Genomic DNA, 15,326 nt, shown 5'->3' on the forward strand with positions numbered 1-15,326 from the left:
GACATGGCAGCAAATGAGCTTCCTGTTCCGAGTTCCGCCGGCGTGTCGAACCGGATGAGCCGCCAGCGTCGACGCGACACGGAACCGGAAGTGATTATCCGCAAGCTCCTGCATGCCTGGGGCCTGCGTTTCCGAGTGACCCTGCCGGTTCCCGGGATGAAGCGCCGTTCGATCGACATCGCCTTCCCGCGTGCGAAGGTGGCGGTCTTCGTCGACGGCTGCTTCTGGCACGTCTGCCCGGAGCATCAGACCAGCCCGGCCGCTAACTCCGAATGGTGGGCGACCAAGCTGGCGAAGAATCAGGCTCGTGATGTCGCGACTACCGAACACCTGCGCGAGCTCGGCTGGACCGTCGTACGAATTTGGGAGCACGAGGATCCGCAGGCGGCAGCGGAAAAAGTTCGGGATGTCGTACGAGGCGGCCCGTAGGCTCCGCGACTCCGTCCAGGCCGGCTGCCAGGTGACGGGCGATAGCCTCCGCGAGCTGCACCGGAACCGCGTTGCCGATCTGCCGAGCGATTTCGACTTTGGAACCGCACCACCGGAAGTCGTCGTCGAAACCCTGCAGACGAGCCGCCTCGAAATGGGTGATCGCGCGGTTCTCGGTGGGGTGCAGGTAACGACCCTTCTCAGGCTTGAAGAATTCGGTGCGGATGGTGACGGAAGGCTGGTCCCATCGGAGCCGGCCCATGACGTCCCCAGAGCCGGTGGTGTGCTTCCTCCAGCAGGGGCTCTTCAGCTCGTAGGGCAGATCGAATCGATTGCCACCCGCCGGAATCGCGCGGAAGCGGTCCAGGGAGAGCTGCTGGTAGTTCCGGGTCAGATGGAGGTCGGAACTTCTGAACCAGCCGGGGATCGGCGGACCCTCAAGGTGCGTCACCGTGCCCGACGGCAGCAACTGGTTCTCCGGGTGAACGCCCGGCTGGATCCCCTGGAGGGCCTTGGCGACGGTGAGCCAGTCCTCCCGTCGCTTGACGGTCTTGCCGGGAATCTCGATCTGTTCGAGATCCTTTCGAGTACCGATGACGATGGTGCGCCGACGGATCTGTGCCGCGCCGTACTCGGCCGCGTTGACGACATCCCAGTCCAGGCTGTAGTCCGTGAGTTCGCCACCGGGGAGCGTCTCCGCTCGCAGAGCCGCGAACTCGTCACTCTTCAGGAAACGATCGACGTTCTCGATCACGAACACCTTGGGTTTGATCTCGGTCAATACGCGGACGTACTCCCGCCACAGCTGATTCCGAGGGTCGTCCAGACGTTTGGCTCCCAGGTTCGAGAAACCCTGGCACGGTGGCCCGCCTACGACGACGTCGGCCTTGCGAGCTTCGCCGGTCGGGGACCAGCCCACGATGCTGCGCTGGTGCACGATGCCGGCGCCGAAGTTCTCGGTGTACGTGGTGGCAGCGGCGCGGTCCAGTTCAACAGCGCCGACGGTCCGGAACCGGCCCGTCCGGTGGAAACCCGCGGTGATGCCGCCGCATCCGGCGAAGAGGTCGACCACCCGGAACGTCTTTGCCATGGTCATCACCTTAGCGGCGGACGACCTGCCACATCGCCCGCCACGTGCGAGTTCGATCACCGGGTGCACCCGATGCGCCGATCGGGGTCGGCTAGCGTGACAAGCACCGGTCAATTTCGGCTAAGGGGAGCACGTGGAGCTGTTGCACTCGGGGAAGGTTCGTGAGGTTTATGCGGACGGGCGGGACATCCTGCTCGTGGCGTCGGACCGGGTCTCGATCTATGACGTGGTTCTCCCCACTCCGATCCCCGACAAGGGCAAGATCCTGACCCAGCTTTCGCTCTGGTGGTTCGAGCAACTGGCCGACGTGGTGCCGAACCACATCATCTCCAGCACCGACGTGCCGGCGGAGTGGGCCGGGCGCGCCGTGCGGTGTGAGCGGCTCGACATGGTGATGGTGGAGTGCATTGCGCGGGGTTATCTGGCTGGCTCGGGGCTCAAGGAGTACGAGCGCGACGGCGCAGTGTCCGGGGTTGAGCTGCCGGAAGGGCTGATCGAGGCGTCGGAGCTGCCGGAGCCGATCTTTACGCCTACCACCAAGGTCGCGCCGGGGGAGGGGCATGACGAGTTCATGACCTATGCCGATGTGGAGGCCAAGGAGGGCGCGGAGCGGGCGGCCGAGCTCAAGCGGATCACGCTCGAGGTTTACCGGCGTGGGCAGGATGTGGCGCGGGCCAAGGGCATCATCATCGCGGACACGAAGATCGAGCTGGGGATCGGCTCGGACGGCGTGTTGAAGCTCGGCGACGAACTGCTCACGCCCGACTCCTCGCGGTTCTGGGCGGCCGACGAGTGGAAGCCGGGGGGCACCCCGCGTTACCTCGACAAGCAGTTCCTGCGGGACTGGTCCTCGTCGCTGACCGAGTGGGACCGTACGGCGCCGGGGCCGGAGATCCCGGACGAGGTTGTCGAGGCCACACGTAACCGCTATGTCGAGGTTTATGAGCGGCTGACCGGCGACCGCTGGAACTAAGGCACTCGGCGGGTCGCCACCCACCACGCCGGCTGGGGGGCGTTGCCGTTGCGCTTGGCGTAGAGGCGGAACCCGTACGCGCAGCAAATGGCCGCGAAGATGGCGCCTGTCCAGCCGCCGAAGACGATGCAGAGGGGGGCGAGCAGCCAAAGGGCTACCGCCGCCGCTGTGTGGAGGCGTGGTTTGGGCGTGCTCAACCTGTCTACGCGCCGGCAGAACCTGGGGTCGGCCGCGCGCAGCTGGGTTATGAGGCCGTCGAAGGCCGCCTTCTCCTTGGGATCGAGCATGAGAGCCACCTCCGCCAACCGAACCGCCCGACGCGGCATAGATACCCACCGTCGTCATGCGATAACCCGCGACGGCACTCACGGCACAGCATCGGGATATTCGCGCGCAGCAGCAAACTACCCAAGCGCACCTTGTCGCGAAAAATCAGGACAATCGAGACGGGGAGGCAATCGAACGAGTGTCCCCCTGAAGAGCGCGCGGCATACACGAAGAGTGGCCAAAGTGGAGGGCCAAGAAAAACGACTTCCGGGACAATTCCCGAGCGAAATAATTGCACACCCTGTGTGCAATTGCGGTGGCTGATCCAATAACAAAAGACCCGGGGAATTCCCGGGTCGGACAGATGGTGGATCAAACCGTCAGGGGGCGGCGGCCGCGCTCTCGGGCAACGCCGGATCTTCGCCGCGGCCGCAGCCGGCGCAGGACGGGCCCCCGTCGTCGGTGGGCCGCAGATGCCACCCCAGGGCGACGCCGCCGAGGAGGCTCAGCAGGCCCACAACGGCAGCAACGGCGACCGCGCCGGTCATGCCGCGGAACCCCGGACCGGAAGGCCTGCGGGCGTGTAGATGCCGCGGCCGAAGTGGCGGCGGTCGACCGCCGGGTCCTCGCTCGAGCGTGCGGTGACGTAGGGGGCGGTAAACGTGTCGACCCCGGTGCCGAGGTGGGCGCCGGGGCGATAGGTGACGGTGACCGCGCGGGGGGAAGCTGCCTCGATCACTCCGGCACGCCAGCCGTCGCGGTAGACCCAGACGCGGTCGGAGGGGTGATAGCTGTCGGCGGGCGCCACGTCCGCCGGGTCGCGCTGGGGCGGAGCGGTGGTCGGGGCGGACGTCGGTGCCGTGGACATCGAGATGACCCTCCAAGATCTCGGGACTCGGTCGTCCAGGTGGCGGGGGAACGCCACCGAGCCTTGCGTGCCGGCCGAGAAGCCGAACTTCCGCCACGCTGTGTCAGCAGGCGGTGCGTGTCTGTCAGCTATCATGCTCGCGTACCAAGGCGTTCGCAAGGCCGGATGCACGTGCATTCGCTTCGGGCAGACGCCAGGGCGGCCGTCCCGTCTGTTTCGTTGTGGACGATCTCCCCCTTAGGATGCTGTGGGACTGCGGCCGGGCAGCCCCCTTGAGAGCGATGACGAGGAGCCAGGTGAGCGCGGGTACGCAGCAGGAGGAGGCGCCGACCGGCGGCCCCACCGTTCTGCGCATTCTGCTCGGGACCCAGCTCCGCAGGCTGCGTGAGGCCAGGGGCATCTCCCGCGAGGATGCCGGCTGGGAGATTCGGGCCTCGGGCTCGAAAATCAGCCGAATGGAGCTCGGACGGGTCAGTTTCAAGGAGCGCGACGTCAGCGACCTCCTGACCCTGTACGGCGTGAACGAGCCGGCCGAGCGCGAGGCGTTGCTCGTGCTGGCCCGTCAGGCCAACAACCCGGGCTGGTGGCAGCAGTTCAGTGACGTGATGCCGGGCTGGTTCCAGTCGTACCTGGGGCTTGAGGCGGCCGCGACGCTGATCCGGACGTACGAGATTCAGTTCGTGCCCGGCCTGCTGCAGACCCCCGAGTACGCCCGCGCGGTCATCATGCTCGGCCACGCCGGTGTCACGCCCGAAGAGATGAACAAGCGGGTCGAGCTCCGCCGTCAGTGGCAGGCCATCCTCGACCGCCCCGAGGGCCCCCAGCTGTGGGCGGTCATCGACGAGGCGGTCCTGCGCCGGCCGATCGGCGGCGTCGAGGTGATGAGGGCTCAGATCGAGTTCCTCATCGAGGCGGCCAAGAAGCCCAACGTACGGCTGCAGATCATTCCGTTCCACGCCGGCGGTCACGCCGCGGCGGGCGGCCCGTTCGCGATCCTGCGCTTCCCCGAGCCCGAGCTGCCCGATGTGGTGTACGTCGAGCAGCTCACCAGCGCGATCTATCTGGACAAGCGCGAGGACGTCGACCAGTACGCGATGGCGATGGAGCGGGTCTGCATCGATGCCGAGCCGCCGAACCACACGCCGGAGATTCTGGGCAAACTGCTCCACGAAGTGGGCCGTCCGGCCTGATCTTTCGCCACTCTCTGGAGCCGCGCCTCAACCGGCGGTACGCTCTGCGCACTTGCCTGTCGCCTGGCGTGACGGGTCAGTGCTGGTAAGGGCTCGCCCACGTCCGCTGCCGACGACCGTGGACGAGACCGCATTACCGTCCCGGGTCCTGCCTGGCTTGAACCGCTAGGCAGGCCCATCCCTTTCCGGGGTACGCGGCCGCAATCGTCGCGTTACCCGGCCATCTCATCGTCTCGCCGCCTGTCAACTGACGGTCGTGATCGGACGGATGGCTCCTGAGCCTCGAGCCGGACGCGGGAATGGGCACGTCGCGGGTGAGGCGGCCGGCCGTTGTCGGCCAGCGGCGCTGTGGCTGGGCCGGCTCGATCACGGTCGACTTCTCGTTGATTCGTCAGGCGAGCAGGTTGTCGAAGTCACCGTCGTGGACGCCGCCGAGGAAAGCCTCGATCTCGGCCCGGGTGTAGATGAGAGCCGGACCCTCGGGGTCGCGGGAGTTGCGCATGGCCACCTCGCCGTTGGGGAGGACGGCGCACTCGACGCAGTTGCCGCTGGGGTTGCTGCGCCGGCTCTTCTGCCAGGTGACACCTTCCAACTGGCCGGCCGGGATGCCGTTGACCGCGTACTGCATGTTGACGCTCCCTTGGTTCTCCTCCGGTCGGGGATCGTCCGGAGTCACATGATCTCCCGGTGAGCTACCGTTGCCTTACAGCTGGTGCAAATGCACGTGCATCTGGCCTTGCGTACTCACGGGATTGTGAGCATGATAACGCACGTACGAAATTCTTGGGTTCACTTAGGGTGACATCTTTGAGTGACGGACCGGTCGCGGAAACGGTGTTCGCGGCCTCGGCGCAAGGCTCCTGGCGGGGCGTCCTAGCGAGAGGTGACGAGATGACGGTTCCCAACATCGGTCCCGAGCACTTCGACCAGGGGGATGCGTTCGGGGTGGAACTGCGGATGGGCAACCCGGCGCCGCTCTGCCGGGATGAGCCGAACATGGACGATGCAGGCGCCGCGACGGCTCGCACGGCAGGTGTTTCGCACCGTTTTGGGGACGTCAGGCATGCCCTGTCCCGCCCGAACGCCAGCTCGGTCCACGTGTGGTCGGCGAGCGACGAGGGGAACCCCGATGCCCGGAATTGATCGCCATCGGACGCTGACGGGGCGTCAGCAATGATCACTTTGAGTAATGGTCAGAAGAGGTCATGCCGCTCGCCCGCCGTAGTCATGCGGAGGCGCAAGGTGATTACCGACCGTCGCAGCTATGTGGACGCTCAGACGCAACTGCTTGCTGAACAGCAAATTCCCGTAACAAGCCTGCCATAAACCTCGTGACGCAGCGCCTTTCCCCGCCGCGTCATTCCGGCTCCGGCCGGGTCGTCCGGTTCCCCCGTGCCGGGCGGCCCGGCCGGTTGTAAACGCTCCCGCGGATCAGGAGCGCTTGCGCCGGCCGGGAGCGCTCGCGCCGGTCAAACCCCCTCGCATCAACGCTCGCGCCAATGAAGATCAGGGCTTGCGGGCCACGCCGGCCCAGTAATAAGCCGCTTCGGGGTTGTCGACCGGCTCATCAGGCCGCCAGTTCGACACCGGAACCAGCCCCGGATCCAGCAGCTCCCAGTCGCCGAAGAAGCGTTCGACGTCGGCTCGTGATCGCGGCACCAAGGTCACCCCGGCGTTCTCGGCCGCCGCCACCGCTTCGTTCACCTCGCCGGGCGCGAAGTCCGCGGTCGGGTGCGTGATCGCCAGGAGGCTGCCGGACGGCATCGCGTCGCGCAGCGCGTCGACCTTGCCCCACGGGTCCTCGTCGTCGGCGATCAGCATCAGGATGGCGATCAGCGTGAGCCCGATCGGCTTGCTGAAGTCGAGCGTGTCGCGAAGCACCTCGTCGTCGAGGATCGACGACGGGTCGCGGATGTCGGCCGAGATGTACTCGCTCCGCCCCCGCTCGGTGCTGATCATCAGCGCTCGCGCGTGCGCCAGGACGATCGGGTCGTTGTCCACATAGACCACGCGGGCCTCGGGGGCGATCCGCTGCGCGATCTCGTGCAGGTTGGGCCGGGTCGGGATGCCCGTCCCGATGTCGAGGAACTGCCTGATGCCTTCCTTCTGCACCAGGTCACGGGCGGCGCGGTGGACGAACTTGCGGTTCTCGGCGGCCATGTAACGCATGCCCGGGATCGCCTTGATCATCGCCTCGCCGACGGCCCGGTCGACGGCGAAGTTGTCCTTGCCGCCGAGCCAGTAGTCGTAGATGCGGGCCGAGTGCGGCACGTTGATGTTGACGCCCGGCGGCGCGACCTCGGGCACTGAGGGAACCTCGTCCACGCGTCGCCTCCTTCGCCCGATCCGCACCGGGCCGACTGTCCGTCAGTCGGTAAAGCGTAGCGGTCCGGAACGATCATATAGAGATCGATCGTTGGTGGGGTGAAGAAGCAGGTCAGGCCGCGGACGCCCGGTCACGGTAGGAACGGTTCCGGTCCGGCCCGGGGATTCCGCATACCACCTGGTCGCGCCCGCGGTGCTTGGCCGCGTACAGGTTGCGGTCGGCTGTGGACAGCAGGCCGGGCTGCGTACGGAATTCGGCGTCGTCCACCCCTGCCACACCGATGCTGACCGTGACCGGCAGCCCGTTGGTCATGCCGGTCCAGTCGTAGGCGCCGACGGAGCGGCGAATGTGGTTGATCTCGTGGCCGGCTCGGGAGGAGGGGCAGCTCGGCAGCACCAGCAGGAACTCCTCGCCACCCATCCGGGCGACGAACCCGTCGGGTGACACTGCGGCCAGCTCGGTTTCGAGGAGCTTGGCCACCTGCACCAGTACCTGGTCGCCGACGTCGTGCGAGAGCTGGTCGTTGATCCGCTTGAAGTGGTCGAGGTCGACGATGGCGACCGTGATGTCGGGATCGTTCTCGATCAGCCGTGGCAGCTGCTCGTCGATGTAGCGGCGGTTGCGCAGCCCGGTCAGCGGGTCACGCCGGGCCTGCTCGCGGAACCGTTCGGCTTCCTGCCGCGCCTCGGCCGTCTCGAACATCGCCTGCCGGGTGCGGGCCTGCGCCTCCCGCTGGCTGGACTGGAGCACCTTGTAGGCAGCGAAGAAAACCTTGTGAGCCTCGAACGCCTCGGCGAACTCACCCCGGGCGGCGTGCAGCTCAGCCTGCTCCTGGTAGGTCTGTACGAGGAAATGGCCCAGCTCGCGGTCGGCGCAGAGCCGGCGCGACTCGTCCAGGCTGGCCTGGGCCCGCTCGTACGCCCCGAGCCCGCGCTGGGCCCGGGCCAGGTTGAGCAGGTATTCGGGCATGGCGTCGGCGTCGTGCCGGCGCATCGACCGGTACTTCTCGATCGAGGCCTGCATGGTCCGCTCGGCCTGCGCGTAGTGCCCGTTGCTCATCTCGATCGCGCCGATGGTGTCGAGCACCGTGGCGTCGAGTTCGAAGCCGTGTTTGGCGGAGAGCGCGCGCACCCGATCGGCGACCTTGGCCGCCCGGGCGAAGTTGCCGGCCGCGTGCTCCGAGTAGGCGTAGTTGTTGAGCACGTAGAGCAGCAGGAACGGCCGGTCGAGCTCTTCGGTGAGGCGCTCGGCCTGGACGAACCGTTCGCGCGCGGCCTCCATCGAGCCGGCGAAGGCCAGCGCGTCGGCGAGCTTGGCGCGGTGCCAGATGTGCATGAACGCGGTGGCGGTGTCGTCGAGCAGCTCGACACTGCGTACGGCGTGGTCGAGGCTCTGGGCGGCGTCGCCGAGGTGGCGGTGAATGGCGGCCCACACGAGGTGGGTCCGTGCGGTCAGCTGGCGGGCGCTGTTGTCGACCGCCCACTGGTGGACCTGCCACATGCGCTGCGCGGCGTCGGCGACGTCACCGGCGCGCATCCGCATGTTGACCTGGCAGAGGCGGGCCCGGGCGACCAGCAGTTCGTCGCCGAGCAGGTGGGCCTGCTGCTCGTAGCGCTGGGCGAGCTCGAGGGTGGGGGCGGCGTCCCAGTGGATCTCGTCTTCCAGCTGGAGCAGGGCAGCACTCAGCTTCTCCCGGTCGAGCACCTGCCGGTCGTGATCCACGTGGCCAACCCCCTTTCGCTTCTGGGCCACTGATCGACAGCGTCGCCCGTCGGTTGAGGGATTCCGTCATGATCAGCGCTCTGCTTCCGAAGGTTAGCTCTCGGTGAGCCCGCGATTCCATCGTCACAGACGTGAGCAATGTCGCCACAGAAGGTCACATAGACCACGCAAGGCGACGGCGCCCGTCGAAACGGGCGCCGTCGCGGGGTTGACGTCAGCGGCTGAGCGCCGGGACCTGTTCCTCTTCGTCCACGACCGGGGGCTCGGGCGTCGCGTCGACGGTCGAGCGGAGCGCGGTGGGGCGCATCAGCAGCGCGGCCACCACGCCGACCACCGCGATCGCCGCGCTGATCAGGAAGATGTGCCCGGTGGCGTCGCCGTACGCGGCCCGCACGATGTGCTGGACCGAGTCGGGCAGCGCGGCGAGGTTCAGCGTGCTGCCGCCGCTCGTGCTGCCGGCCGGCACGCCGGCGCCGGCCAGGTCGCGGGTGATCTGGTCGCTGACCCGGCGGGCGAGCACCGCGCCGAGCACCGAGACGCCGATCGTGCCGCCGAGTGAGCGGAAGAACGCCACCGTCGAGCTGGCCGCCCCGATGTCCTTGAGCGAGACCGTGTTCTGCACCGAGAGCACCAGGTTCTGCATCGACATGCCCACACCCGCGCCGACCAGGGCCATCGCCACACCGACGTACCAGAGTGGGGTTTCGTGGTCGAGGAAGGAGAGCAGGGCGAAGCCGATGACCAGCACGATCGTCCCGGTCACGATGTACGGCTTGAGCCGTCCGCTCTTGGTGATCATGCGGCCCGAGACCGTCGACGAGACCAGGATGCCGGCCATCATCGGGACCGTGAGCAGGCCCGCTTCGGTCGGGCTGTAACCTCGGCCGATCTGGAAGTACTGCCCCAGGAAGACCGCGCCGCCGAACATCGCCATGCCGACCGCGAGGCTCGCGATGATCGACAGGGCGGTGCCGCGCTGCTTGACGATGTCGAGCGGGACGACCGGCTCGGCGACCCGGGACTCGACCCAGATCGCGGCCGCCAGCAGTGCCAGACCCGCGCCGACCATGGCCAGGGTGGGCCACGAGATCCAGGCGAAGTTGCTGTCGACGAACGAGACCCAGACGAGCAGCACGCTGACTCCGGCGGCGATCAGGGTGGCGCCGAGATAGTCGATCTTGACGTTGGCCCGGCGGATGACCTCGAGGTTCAGCGTCTTCTGCAGCACGATCAGGGCGACGACCGCGATCGGGGCGCCGATGAAGAAGCACCAGCGCCAGCCGAGCCAGGCGGTGTCGACGATCAAGCCGCCCAGCAACGGGCCGCCGACCGTGGCCAGGGCCATGACGCCGCCGAGGTAGCCGTTGTAGCGGCCGCGCTCCCGGGGCGGGATCATCGCGGCGATCGCGACCTGCACGAGGGCTTGCACGCCACCCATGCCGAGGCCCTGGAAGGCGCGGGCGGCGATCAGCTGGCCGGCGGTCTGCGAGAAGCCGGCCACGATCGAGCCGAGCACGAACACGACGATCGAGATCTGGACCAGCAGCTTCTTGCTGTAGAGGTCGGCCAGCTTGCCCCAGATCGGTGTGGAGGCGGTGGCCGTCAGCAGGGTGGCCGTGACGACCCAGGTGTACTGGGTCTGGCTGCCGTCGAGCGAGCCGATGATCTTCGGAAGCGCGGTGGAGACGATGGTCGAGCTGGCCATCGCGACGAACAGAACCAGCAGGAGGCCGGAGAGCGCCTCCATGATCTGGCGGTGGGACATGGCGCCCGGGCGGGTGCCGACGGTGGTGGCGCTCATGCGCGCAGCCGCCTCTCTCGCAGAAGAAGTGATTGCTTCATACAACTATCTAGAAAGCTTGCCTATTGCGCAAGCTTTCTCATTGAGAAGCGAATCACGCGCCGGTACGCTCAGGTCATGAGCACCACTGCCGAGCCCGGTCTGCGCGAGCGGAAGAAAGCCGCGACACGGCAGGCGCTGCACGCCGCCGCGATGCGACTGGCGATCGAGCACGGCTTCGACCGCGTGACGGTGGAGGCCGTGGCCGACGAGGCCGGCGTCTCCCGGCGTACGTTCTCGAACTACTTCGGCAGTAAGGAAGAGGCGCTGCTCTACGGCGAGCGCCAGCGCATCACGCTGCTGATCGAGCAGGTGCGGGCCCGTCCGGCGGCCGAGCCGACGTGGGATGCGCTGACCGCAGCGGCCCGGCAGTTCTATCTGCGGCTCGGTGAGCTCGACCCGCACTGGGTGGCACAGAGCCGTCTCGTACGGGCTCAGCCGGCGCTCGTGGCGGCCCAGGTGCAGACGTTCGCGGCGCTCGAACGCGACCTGTCCGACGAGATCGCGGCCCACTCCGGGGACGACCCGGGCAGCGTACGGGTGAAAATGACGTCGGCCGTCTTCCTCGCGTCGCTGCGGGTCGCGCTGCACATTTGGCTCGACCGGCCGCCGGGCACGAACCTGTGGGACCTGGTCTCCGAGACGCTGGCCGAGGCCCGCCGCGGCTTCGGCTAAAGATCTTTGGAAACCCCAAGACCTTCCAGTACGAGGGAAAGGTAGCGCTGCCAGGCGCCGGAGTCGGGCGAGGAGCGCAGCACCCCGGCGTTCGCGCGCATGAGCAGGCTGATGTCCTCACGGGTGAAGTCGTCGCGCAGCCGGCCCGCGCTCTGGGCCCGCTGGATCACCTCGGTGGCGCCGCGCTGGGCTGTCGCGAGCAGCCCGGCCAGCCGCTCGTCGTCGTCGAACCCGCTGTTCGCGAGCAGCTCGGACAGGCCGCGGTCGGTCGCCTGGGCCTCGAAGAGCCGGGTCAGGTAGCCGACGAAGCCGGCCCACGGGTCGGGGTCGGCCAGCGCGGTCTCGGCGAGTTCGACGTACCCGGTCATCTGCCCGGCGAAGACCTCGGCGACGAGGTCGCGACGGGTCGGGAAGCGCCGGTAAAGCGTGGCGTTGCCGACCCCGGCCCGGCGGGCGATCTCGTCGAGCGACGCGTCCAGCCCGTGCTCGGCGAAGACGTCGCGAGCCGCGGCGATCAGCGCAGCCCGGTTACGCTGCGCGTCCGCACGCAGTCGATCGGCCATGGGTGACAGGGTATTACGGGACCGGGGATTCATCCCCATTTGGTGTTACCGTCGCGCCCATGCAGACCACTACCGTGCAGATCTCCACCGCGGACGGAACGGCCGACGCCTACCTGGTGAAGCCCGACGGCGACGGGTCGTACCCGGGCGTTCTGTTCTTCATGGACGCGTTCGGCCTGCGCCCGCGCATCGCCGAGATGGCCGGGCGGATCGCCGAGCGCGGGTTCACTGTGCTGGCGCCGAACATTCTCTACCGCGGCGGGCCGTCGCCGCTGGTCTCGCCCGAGGAACTGGCCGACAACGAGAAGCGTGGCGCCGCGTTCGGCCGGCTCATGCCGATGATTCAGGCCCTGACCGCCGACCGGGTCGCCGCCGACACAGCGTCCTATCTCGACTTCCTGAACACCGAGGGACCGGTGCTGATCGTCGGCTACTGCATGGGCGCGCGGAACGCGCTGGTGGCGGCCGAGAAGCATCCCGACCGGATCACGACGGTGGCCGGCTTCCACGCCGGCGGAGTCGTCACCGACCAGCCGGACAGCCCGCACCTGGGTGTCGGGTCGCTGAGCGGCGAGGTCTACTTCGCCCACGCCGACAACGACCGGTCGATGACCGCCGAGCAGATCAAGATCCTGGAGACCGCGCTCGACGAGGCCGGCGTGACCTATACGTCCGAGGTGTACGCGGGGGCGCCGCACGGCTTCACCATGTCCGACACCGCGATGTACGACCGCGAGGCCGAGCAGCGGCACTGGGTCAACCTGTTCGCGCTGCTCGACCGTTTCGCCGGTTAGTTGGCGTACAGGCCCGGGAAGAAGCGGTCGGTCGCGGTCACGTCGTAGACCTGGCGCACCTCGGTGATCCGGCCGCCCGCGATGGTCAGGAACTCCACCATCCGGGCCGTGCCGAACGGCGCCTTGAGGTCGTAGACGAGCGCGGCGCCGTCGTCGGCCCGGGTCTGCCCGACCAGGGTCACGGCTTCGGCGAAGACCGCGATCCGGTGGAGCACCTGCACCAGTTCCTCGTCGTCGACCGGCGCGTCCAGGTTCCATTCGATCTCGGCGTCCGGCGCCAGCATCTGCCGTACCGCGACCCGGTCGTCGCTGGTCCACGAACGGGTCCAGAAGGACGCGACATCCACCGTTTCCTCCTTCATCGGGCCACGCCGGCCACGGGCTTCGCGGGCATCGGGTCGGGGAACTGCCCGTGCCCGAGCAGGGCGGCGGTGGCCTGGGCGATGCGATAGGCGGCCAGGCCGTCCCCGTACGGGTTGCCGGCGATCGCCATCGAGTCGCGCTGCACAGGGGTCTCGAGCAGCGCCGCCACCTCGCTGGTGATGGCGGCCGGGTCGGGCTGGACCAAGCGGGCGCTGCCGGCCAGCAGCGCCTCGCCGTGCTGGGACTCCATGCCGATCATCAGGACCGGGCAGTACGCGGCCAGGGCCTGCTCGACCAGGTCCTCGTCGTCGGTGACCACGGCGTAGGCCTGGGCCAGCAGGGTGGCGAGCTCCAGGCCGGGCGCGGTGTCGGCGGCCCGCACGACCTCCAGGTCGGGGTAGCGGCCGCTCAGGTAGCGCAGCGCCGGGCCGATCGCGTCGGCGCGCTCGGTGGGCAGGCCCAGCACGACCGTACGCTTTTCACGGGGCGGGGCGACGATCGTCCGCGCCGCCAGCAGTTGCGCGGCATCCTGCGCGGTGCCGCCGGTGAGCAGGGTGTCGCCCGCAATCACCCGCTCGTCCAGCAGGTTCATCGCGGCGAGCGGTGTGGCGGCCAGGTGAACGGTGGTGATCTGGGCCAGCATGCGCCGCTGCGACTCGAGGGCCGAGACCGAGCCGAGTTCGCCGGAACGCCGGCCGGCGTCGATCGTCATGATCGGTACCCGTCGCCAGTACGCCGCGAGCGCGGGGGCGAGCCCGTCGCGGACCACCACCGCCGCGGGCGTACGGGCGGCCCACAGGTCGTCGAAGCGGCGCATCGTGCCGGCGTCGTCGGCGCCGGACGGCAGGGTGATCTTCGGGGTGAGGCCGAATTGCGTCAGCGTCGCGCCGACCGTGTCGGGTTCGGCGCCGGTGACCACCGCGATCGGGGTGAGACGGCCCTGTTCGCGCATGGCGAGCGCGACCGGCGCGAGCCGCACGGCCTCGGCGGGGGTGCCGGCGACCAGGTGGACTTCGGGCAAGGGCATCGAGCACTCCGAGACGTACGCAGGTGGGCCGCGGAAACCGGTGTAGGTCACGCGCCGTAGCGGGAACGACTCGAACGCTATTTCAGTTACTGAGCGTGATACAAGCCCGGCGAGACGAAACTGGCCGAACGGCCTAACCCAGACATCTCAGGCGGGTCAGACGGGGCAAAACCGGGCACGTCGACGATACGCAATGCTGCTACGTCGACATTACGGTGAGCGACGGTCAGCCTCGCGGGCCGTCGAGCAGCGAAGGGTCGTCCCGCAGCAGCGCGGCCAGCCGGCGGGCTGCCATCTCGGTCTCTTCGGGCCGCTCGACCTGCAGTGGAATCGGCTGCGGCAGCGGGGTCGGCATGCCACGCTGCTCCGGGATCGGGCCGGGCGCCGGCACGCCCCGCTCGGCCGCGGACGGCTCGGCGGGCGGGCGGTGCTGCTCGGGCTGGATGCGGCGAGTGGCGGCCGACGAGTCGGACGGGGCCTGCGAATGCTGCGGCGGCACGGGCGGGGGCGGCGTGGCCGCGAACGGGTGGGGCGGATAGGCCGCTGGTTGAGTGCCCGACGCCATGCCGAGGTCACGCAGGCGTGCGCCCAGGTCACGGGAGGACTCGCCCGGGTCGCGCTCCGGATAGGCGTCGGCGGCGGCCGGGGAGCCGAACGAGCCGTACCGGCGCTCGGCGGTGTCGGAATCGCCGTAGAAGCGATCGTCGGACGGGTAGCCGACGCTCGCCGGGCCGAACCTGTCCTGATCGTCGTGACTCACCGGCTCAGCGGCGGGGGCAGCGGGCGAATAGGGCGCCGCCGAATAGGGCCGATCGACCGGCTCGTCGGCGTCGAGGTCGAAATCCACGTGCCGGGGGCCGGGCTCATCGGGCGTCAGGGCTGTGGCGTTCTCCGCGTTGACCTGCACCTGGCCGTCGGAGAGATAGAAATGCAGCAGAAGTGGATCGCCGGCGCCCTCGACGCCGACGCTCACGCCCAGTTCCGGATGGCGCGCGACAACCGCCGCGATCGCCTCGACGAGCTCGTTGACGGCAGGAGGTGTGGTCGACGGCGCCTCACCGGCGGCACGGCGGCGCAGCTCATCACGGCGCGCGAGCTTTTCGAGAGCGTCATCCAATCCGCCTCGCACCTGATCGTCCTCTCGTAGCGGGTCTCGCCGGTTACCACTCTGCCCGCTCGGAGGCCGATTTGGGAACCTC

The 15,326-nt window shown here is 68.5% G+C and carries 18 protein-coding genes; 6 read left to right on the forward strand and 12 right to left on the reverse strand.

What is annotated here, in order from left to right:
• Positions 1–3 precede the first annotated feature (3 nt).
• On the forward strand, positions 4–429 hold the full coding sequence (locus tag C8E87_RS17075) for a very short patch repair endonuclease (RefSeq protein ID WP_133874020.1): 426 nt from the start codon (positions 4–6) through the stop codon (positions 427–429).
• Here C8E87_RS17075 and C8E87_RS17080 read toward each other — a convergent pair.
• Positions 320–1,519 carry a DNA cytosine methyltransferase gene (locus tag C8E87_RS17080; RefSeq protein ID WP_239080211.1) on the reverse strand — a complete coding sequence of 400 codons (1,200 nt, stop codon included), beginning with the start codon at positions 1,517–1,519 and terminating at the stop codon, positions 320–322. The two genes, C8E87_RS17075 and C8E87_RS17080, sit on opposite strands and share 110 nt — an antisense overlap.
• A gap of 133 nt (positions 1,520–1,652) precedes the next feature.
• Here C8E87_RS17080 and C8E87_RS17085 point away from each other — a divergent pair, with 133 nt between their 5' ends.
• A complete protein-coding gene (locus tag C8E87_RS17085; protein WP_133874022.1) occupies positions 1,653–2,492 on the forward strand; it encodes a phosphoribosylaminoimidazolesuccinocarboxamide synthase in 840 nt (279 codons plus the stop codon).
• Here the strand turns inward: C8E87_RS17085 and C8E87_RS17090 are convergent.
• The 3 genes from C8E87_RS17090 to C8E87_RS17095 all read right to left on the reverse strand — a co-directional run bounded on the left by C8E87_RS17090 (position 2,489) and on the right by C8E87_RS17095 (position 3,627).
• Positions 2,489–2,779, reverse strand: coding sequence for a DUF3040 domain-containing protein (locus C8E87_RS17090; RefSeq protein ID WP_166661181.1), 291 nt, complete (start codon positions 2,777–2,779; stop codon positions 2,489–2,491). The two genes, C8E87_RS17085 and C8E87_RS17090, sit on opposite strands and share 4 nt — an antisense overlap.
• Positions 2,780–3,139: 360 nt before the next feature.
• Positions 3,140–3,307 carry a hypothetical protein gene (locus tag C8E87_RS43725; RefSeq protein WP_166661182.1) on the reverse strand — a complete coding sequence of 56 codons (168 nt, stop codon included), beginning with the start codon at positions 3,305–3,307 and terminating at the stop codon, positions 3,140–3,142.
• Positions 3,304–3,627 (reverse strand): hypothetical protein, encoded by a 324-nt coding sequence (locus C8E87_RS17095; protein WP_133874024.1) that lies wholly within the window; start codon positions 3,625–3,627, stop codon positions 3,304–3,306. Before C8E87_RS17095 ends, C8E87_RS43725 begins: the two co-directional genes overlap by 4 nt.
• Before the next feature lie 281 nt (positions 3,628–3,908).
• On the opposite strand from C8E87_RS17095, the gene C8E87_RS17100 reads away from it, so the two are divergent.
• A complete protein-coding gene (locus tag C8E87_RS17100) occupies positions 3,909–4,817 on the forward strand; it encodes a Sco1979 family transcriptional regulator (protein ID WP_208116361.1) in 909 nt (302 codons plus the stop codon).
• Positions 4,818–5,208: 391 nt separating this feature from the next.
• On the opposite strand, the gene C8E87_RS17105 is transcribed toward C8E87_RS17100, so the two are convergent.
• Entirely contained in the window at positions 5,209–5,445 is a 237-nt protein-coding gene (locus tag C8E87_RS17105; protein WP_133874026.1) for a DUF397 domain-containing protein, read from the reverse strand.
• A gap of 263 nt (positions 5,446–5,708) precedes the next feature.
• Here C8E87_RS17105 and C8E87_RS17110 point away from each other — a divergent pair, with 263 nt between their 5' ends.
• Positions 5,709–5,960: a hypothetical protein gene (locus C8E87_RS17110; protein WP_133874027.1), complete on the forward strand. Its 252-nt coding sequence runs from the start codon at positions 5,709–5,711 to the stop codon at positions 5,958–5,960.
• A 363-nt stretch (positions 5,961–6,323) separates the two neighbouring features.
• Here C8E87_RS17110 and C8E87_RS17115 read toward each other — a convergent pair whose 3' ends face one another.
• The 3 genes from C8E87_RS17115 to C8E87_RS17125 all read right to left on the reverse strand — a co-directional run bounded on the left by C8E87_RS17115 (position 6,324) and on the right by C8E87_RS17125 (position 10,666).
• A complete protein-coding gene (locus tag C8E87_RS17115; RefSeq protein ID WP_133874028.1) occupies positions 6,324–7,142 on the reverse strand; it encodes an SAM-dependent methyltransferase in 819 nt (272 codons plus the stop codon).
• Between the two features lie 112 nt (positions 7,143–7,254).
• A complete protein-coding gene (locus tag C8E87_RS17120; protein ID WP_133874029.1) occupies positions 7,255–8,865 on the reverse strand; it encodes a tetratricopeptide repeat-containing diguanylate cyclase in 1,611 nt (536 codons plus the stop codon).
• Between the two features lie 214 nt (positions 8,866–9,079).
• Positions 9,080–10,666 carry an MDR family MFS transporter gene (locus tag C8E87_RS17125; RefSeq protein WP_133874030.1) on the reverse strand — a complete coding sequence of 529 codons (1,587 nt, stop codon included), beginning with the start codon at positions 10,664–10,666 and terminating at the stop codon, positions 9,080–9,082.
• Positions 10,667–10,783: 117 nt separating this feature from the next.
• Here C8E87_RS17125 and C8E87_RS17130 point away from each other — a divergent pair, with 117 nt between their 5' ends.
• Complete coding sequence (locus C8E87_RS17130) at positions 10,784–11,380, forward strand: TetR/AcrR family transcriptional regulator (protein ID WP_133874031.1); 597 nt, start codon at positions 10,784–10,786, stop codon at positions 11,378–11,380.
• Here C8E87_RS17130 and C8E87_RS17135 read toward each other — a convergent pair.
• The gene (locus C8E87_RS17135) at positions 11,377–11,943 is read right to left on the reverse strand and encodes a TetR/AcrR family transcriptional regulator (RefSeq protein ID WP_133874032.1); all 567 of its coding nucleotides are present in this window, start codon (positions 11,941–11,943) and stop codon (positions 11,377–11,379) included. The genes C8E87_RS17130 and C8E87_RS17135 overlap by 4 nt on opposite strands.
• Positions 11,944–12,002: 59 nt before the next feature.
• Between C8E87_RS17135 and C8E87_RS17140 the strand changes: the two genes are divergently transcribed.
• The gene (locus tag C8E87_RS17140) at positions 12,003–12,737 is read left to right on the forward strand and encodes a dienelactone hydrolase family protein (protein ID WP_133874033.1); all 735 of its coding nucleotides are present in this window, start codon (positions 12,003–12,005) and stop codon (positions 12,735–12,737) included.
• Here C8E87_RS17140 and C8E87_RS17145 read toward each other — a convergent pair.
• From C8E87_RS17145 to C8E87_RS17155, 3 genes are all read right to left on the reverse strand, one after another.
• Positions 12,734–13,084 (reverse strand): hypothetical protein, encoded by a 351-nt coding sequence (locus C8E87_RS17145; protein ID WP_133874034.1) that lies wholly within the window; start codon positions 13,082–13,084, stop codon positions 12,734–12,736. The two genes, C8E87_RS17140 and C8E87_RS17145, sit on opposite strands and share 4 nt — an antisense overlap.
• 11 nt (positions 13,085–13,095) lie before the next feature.
• Entirely contained in the window at positions 13,096–14,127 is a 1,032-nt protein-coding gene (locus C8E87_RS17150; protein WP_133874035.1) for a UDP-N-acetylglucosamine 2-epimerase, read from the reverse strand.
• 226 nt (positions 14,128–14,353) lie between these two features.
• Positions 14,354–15,244 (reverse strand): hypothetical protein, encoded by an 891-nt coding sequence (locus tag C8E87_RS17155; protein ID WP_133874036.1) that lies wholly within the window; start codon positions 15,242–15,244, stop codon positions 14,354–14,356.
• Positions 15,245–15,326 lie beyond the last annotated feature (82 nt).

Origin of the sequence: Paractinoplanes brasiliensis (genome assembly GCF_004362215.1) — a bacterium.
GTDB lineage: Bacteria > Actinomycetota > Actinomycetes > Mycobacteriales > Micromonosporaceae > Actinoplanes > Actinoplanes brasiliensis.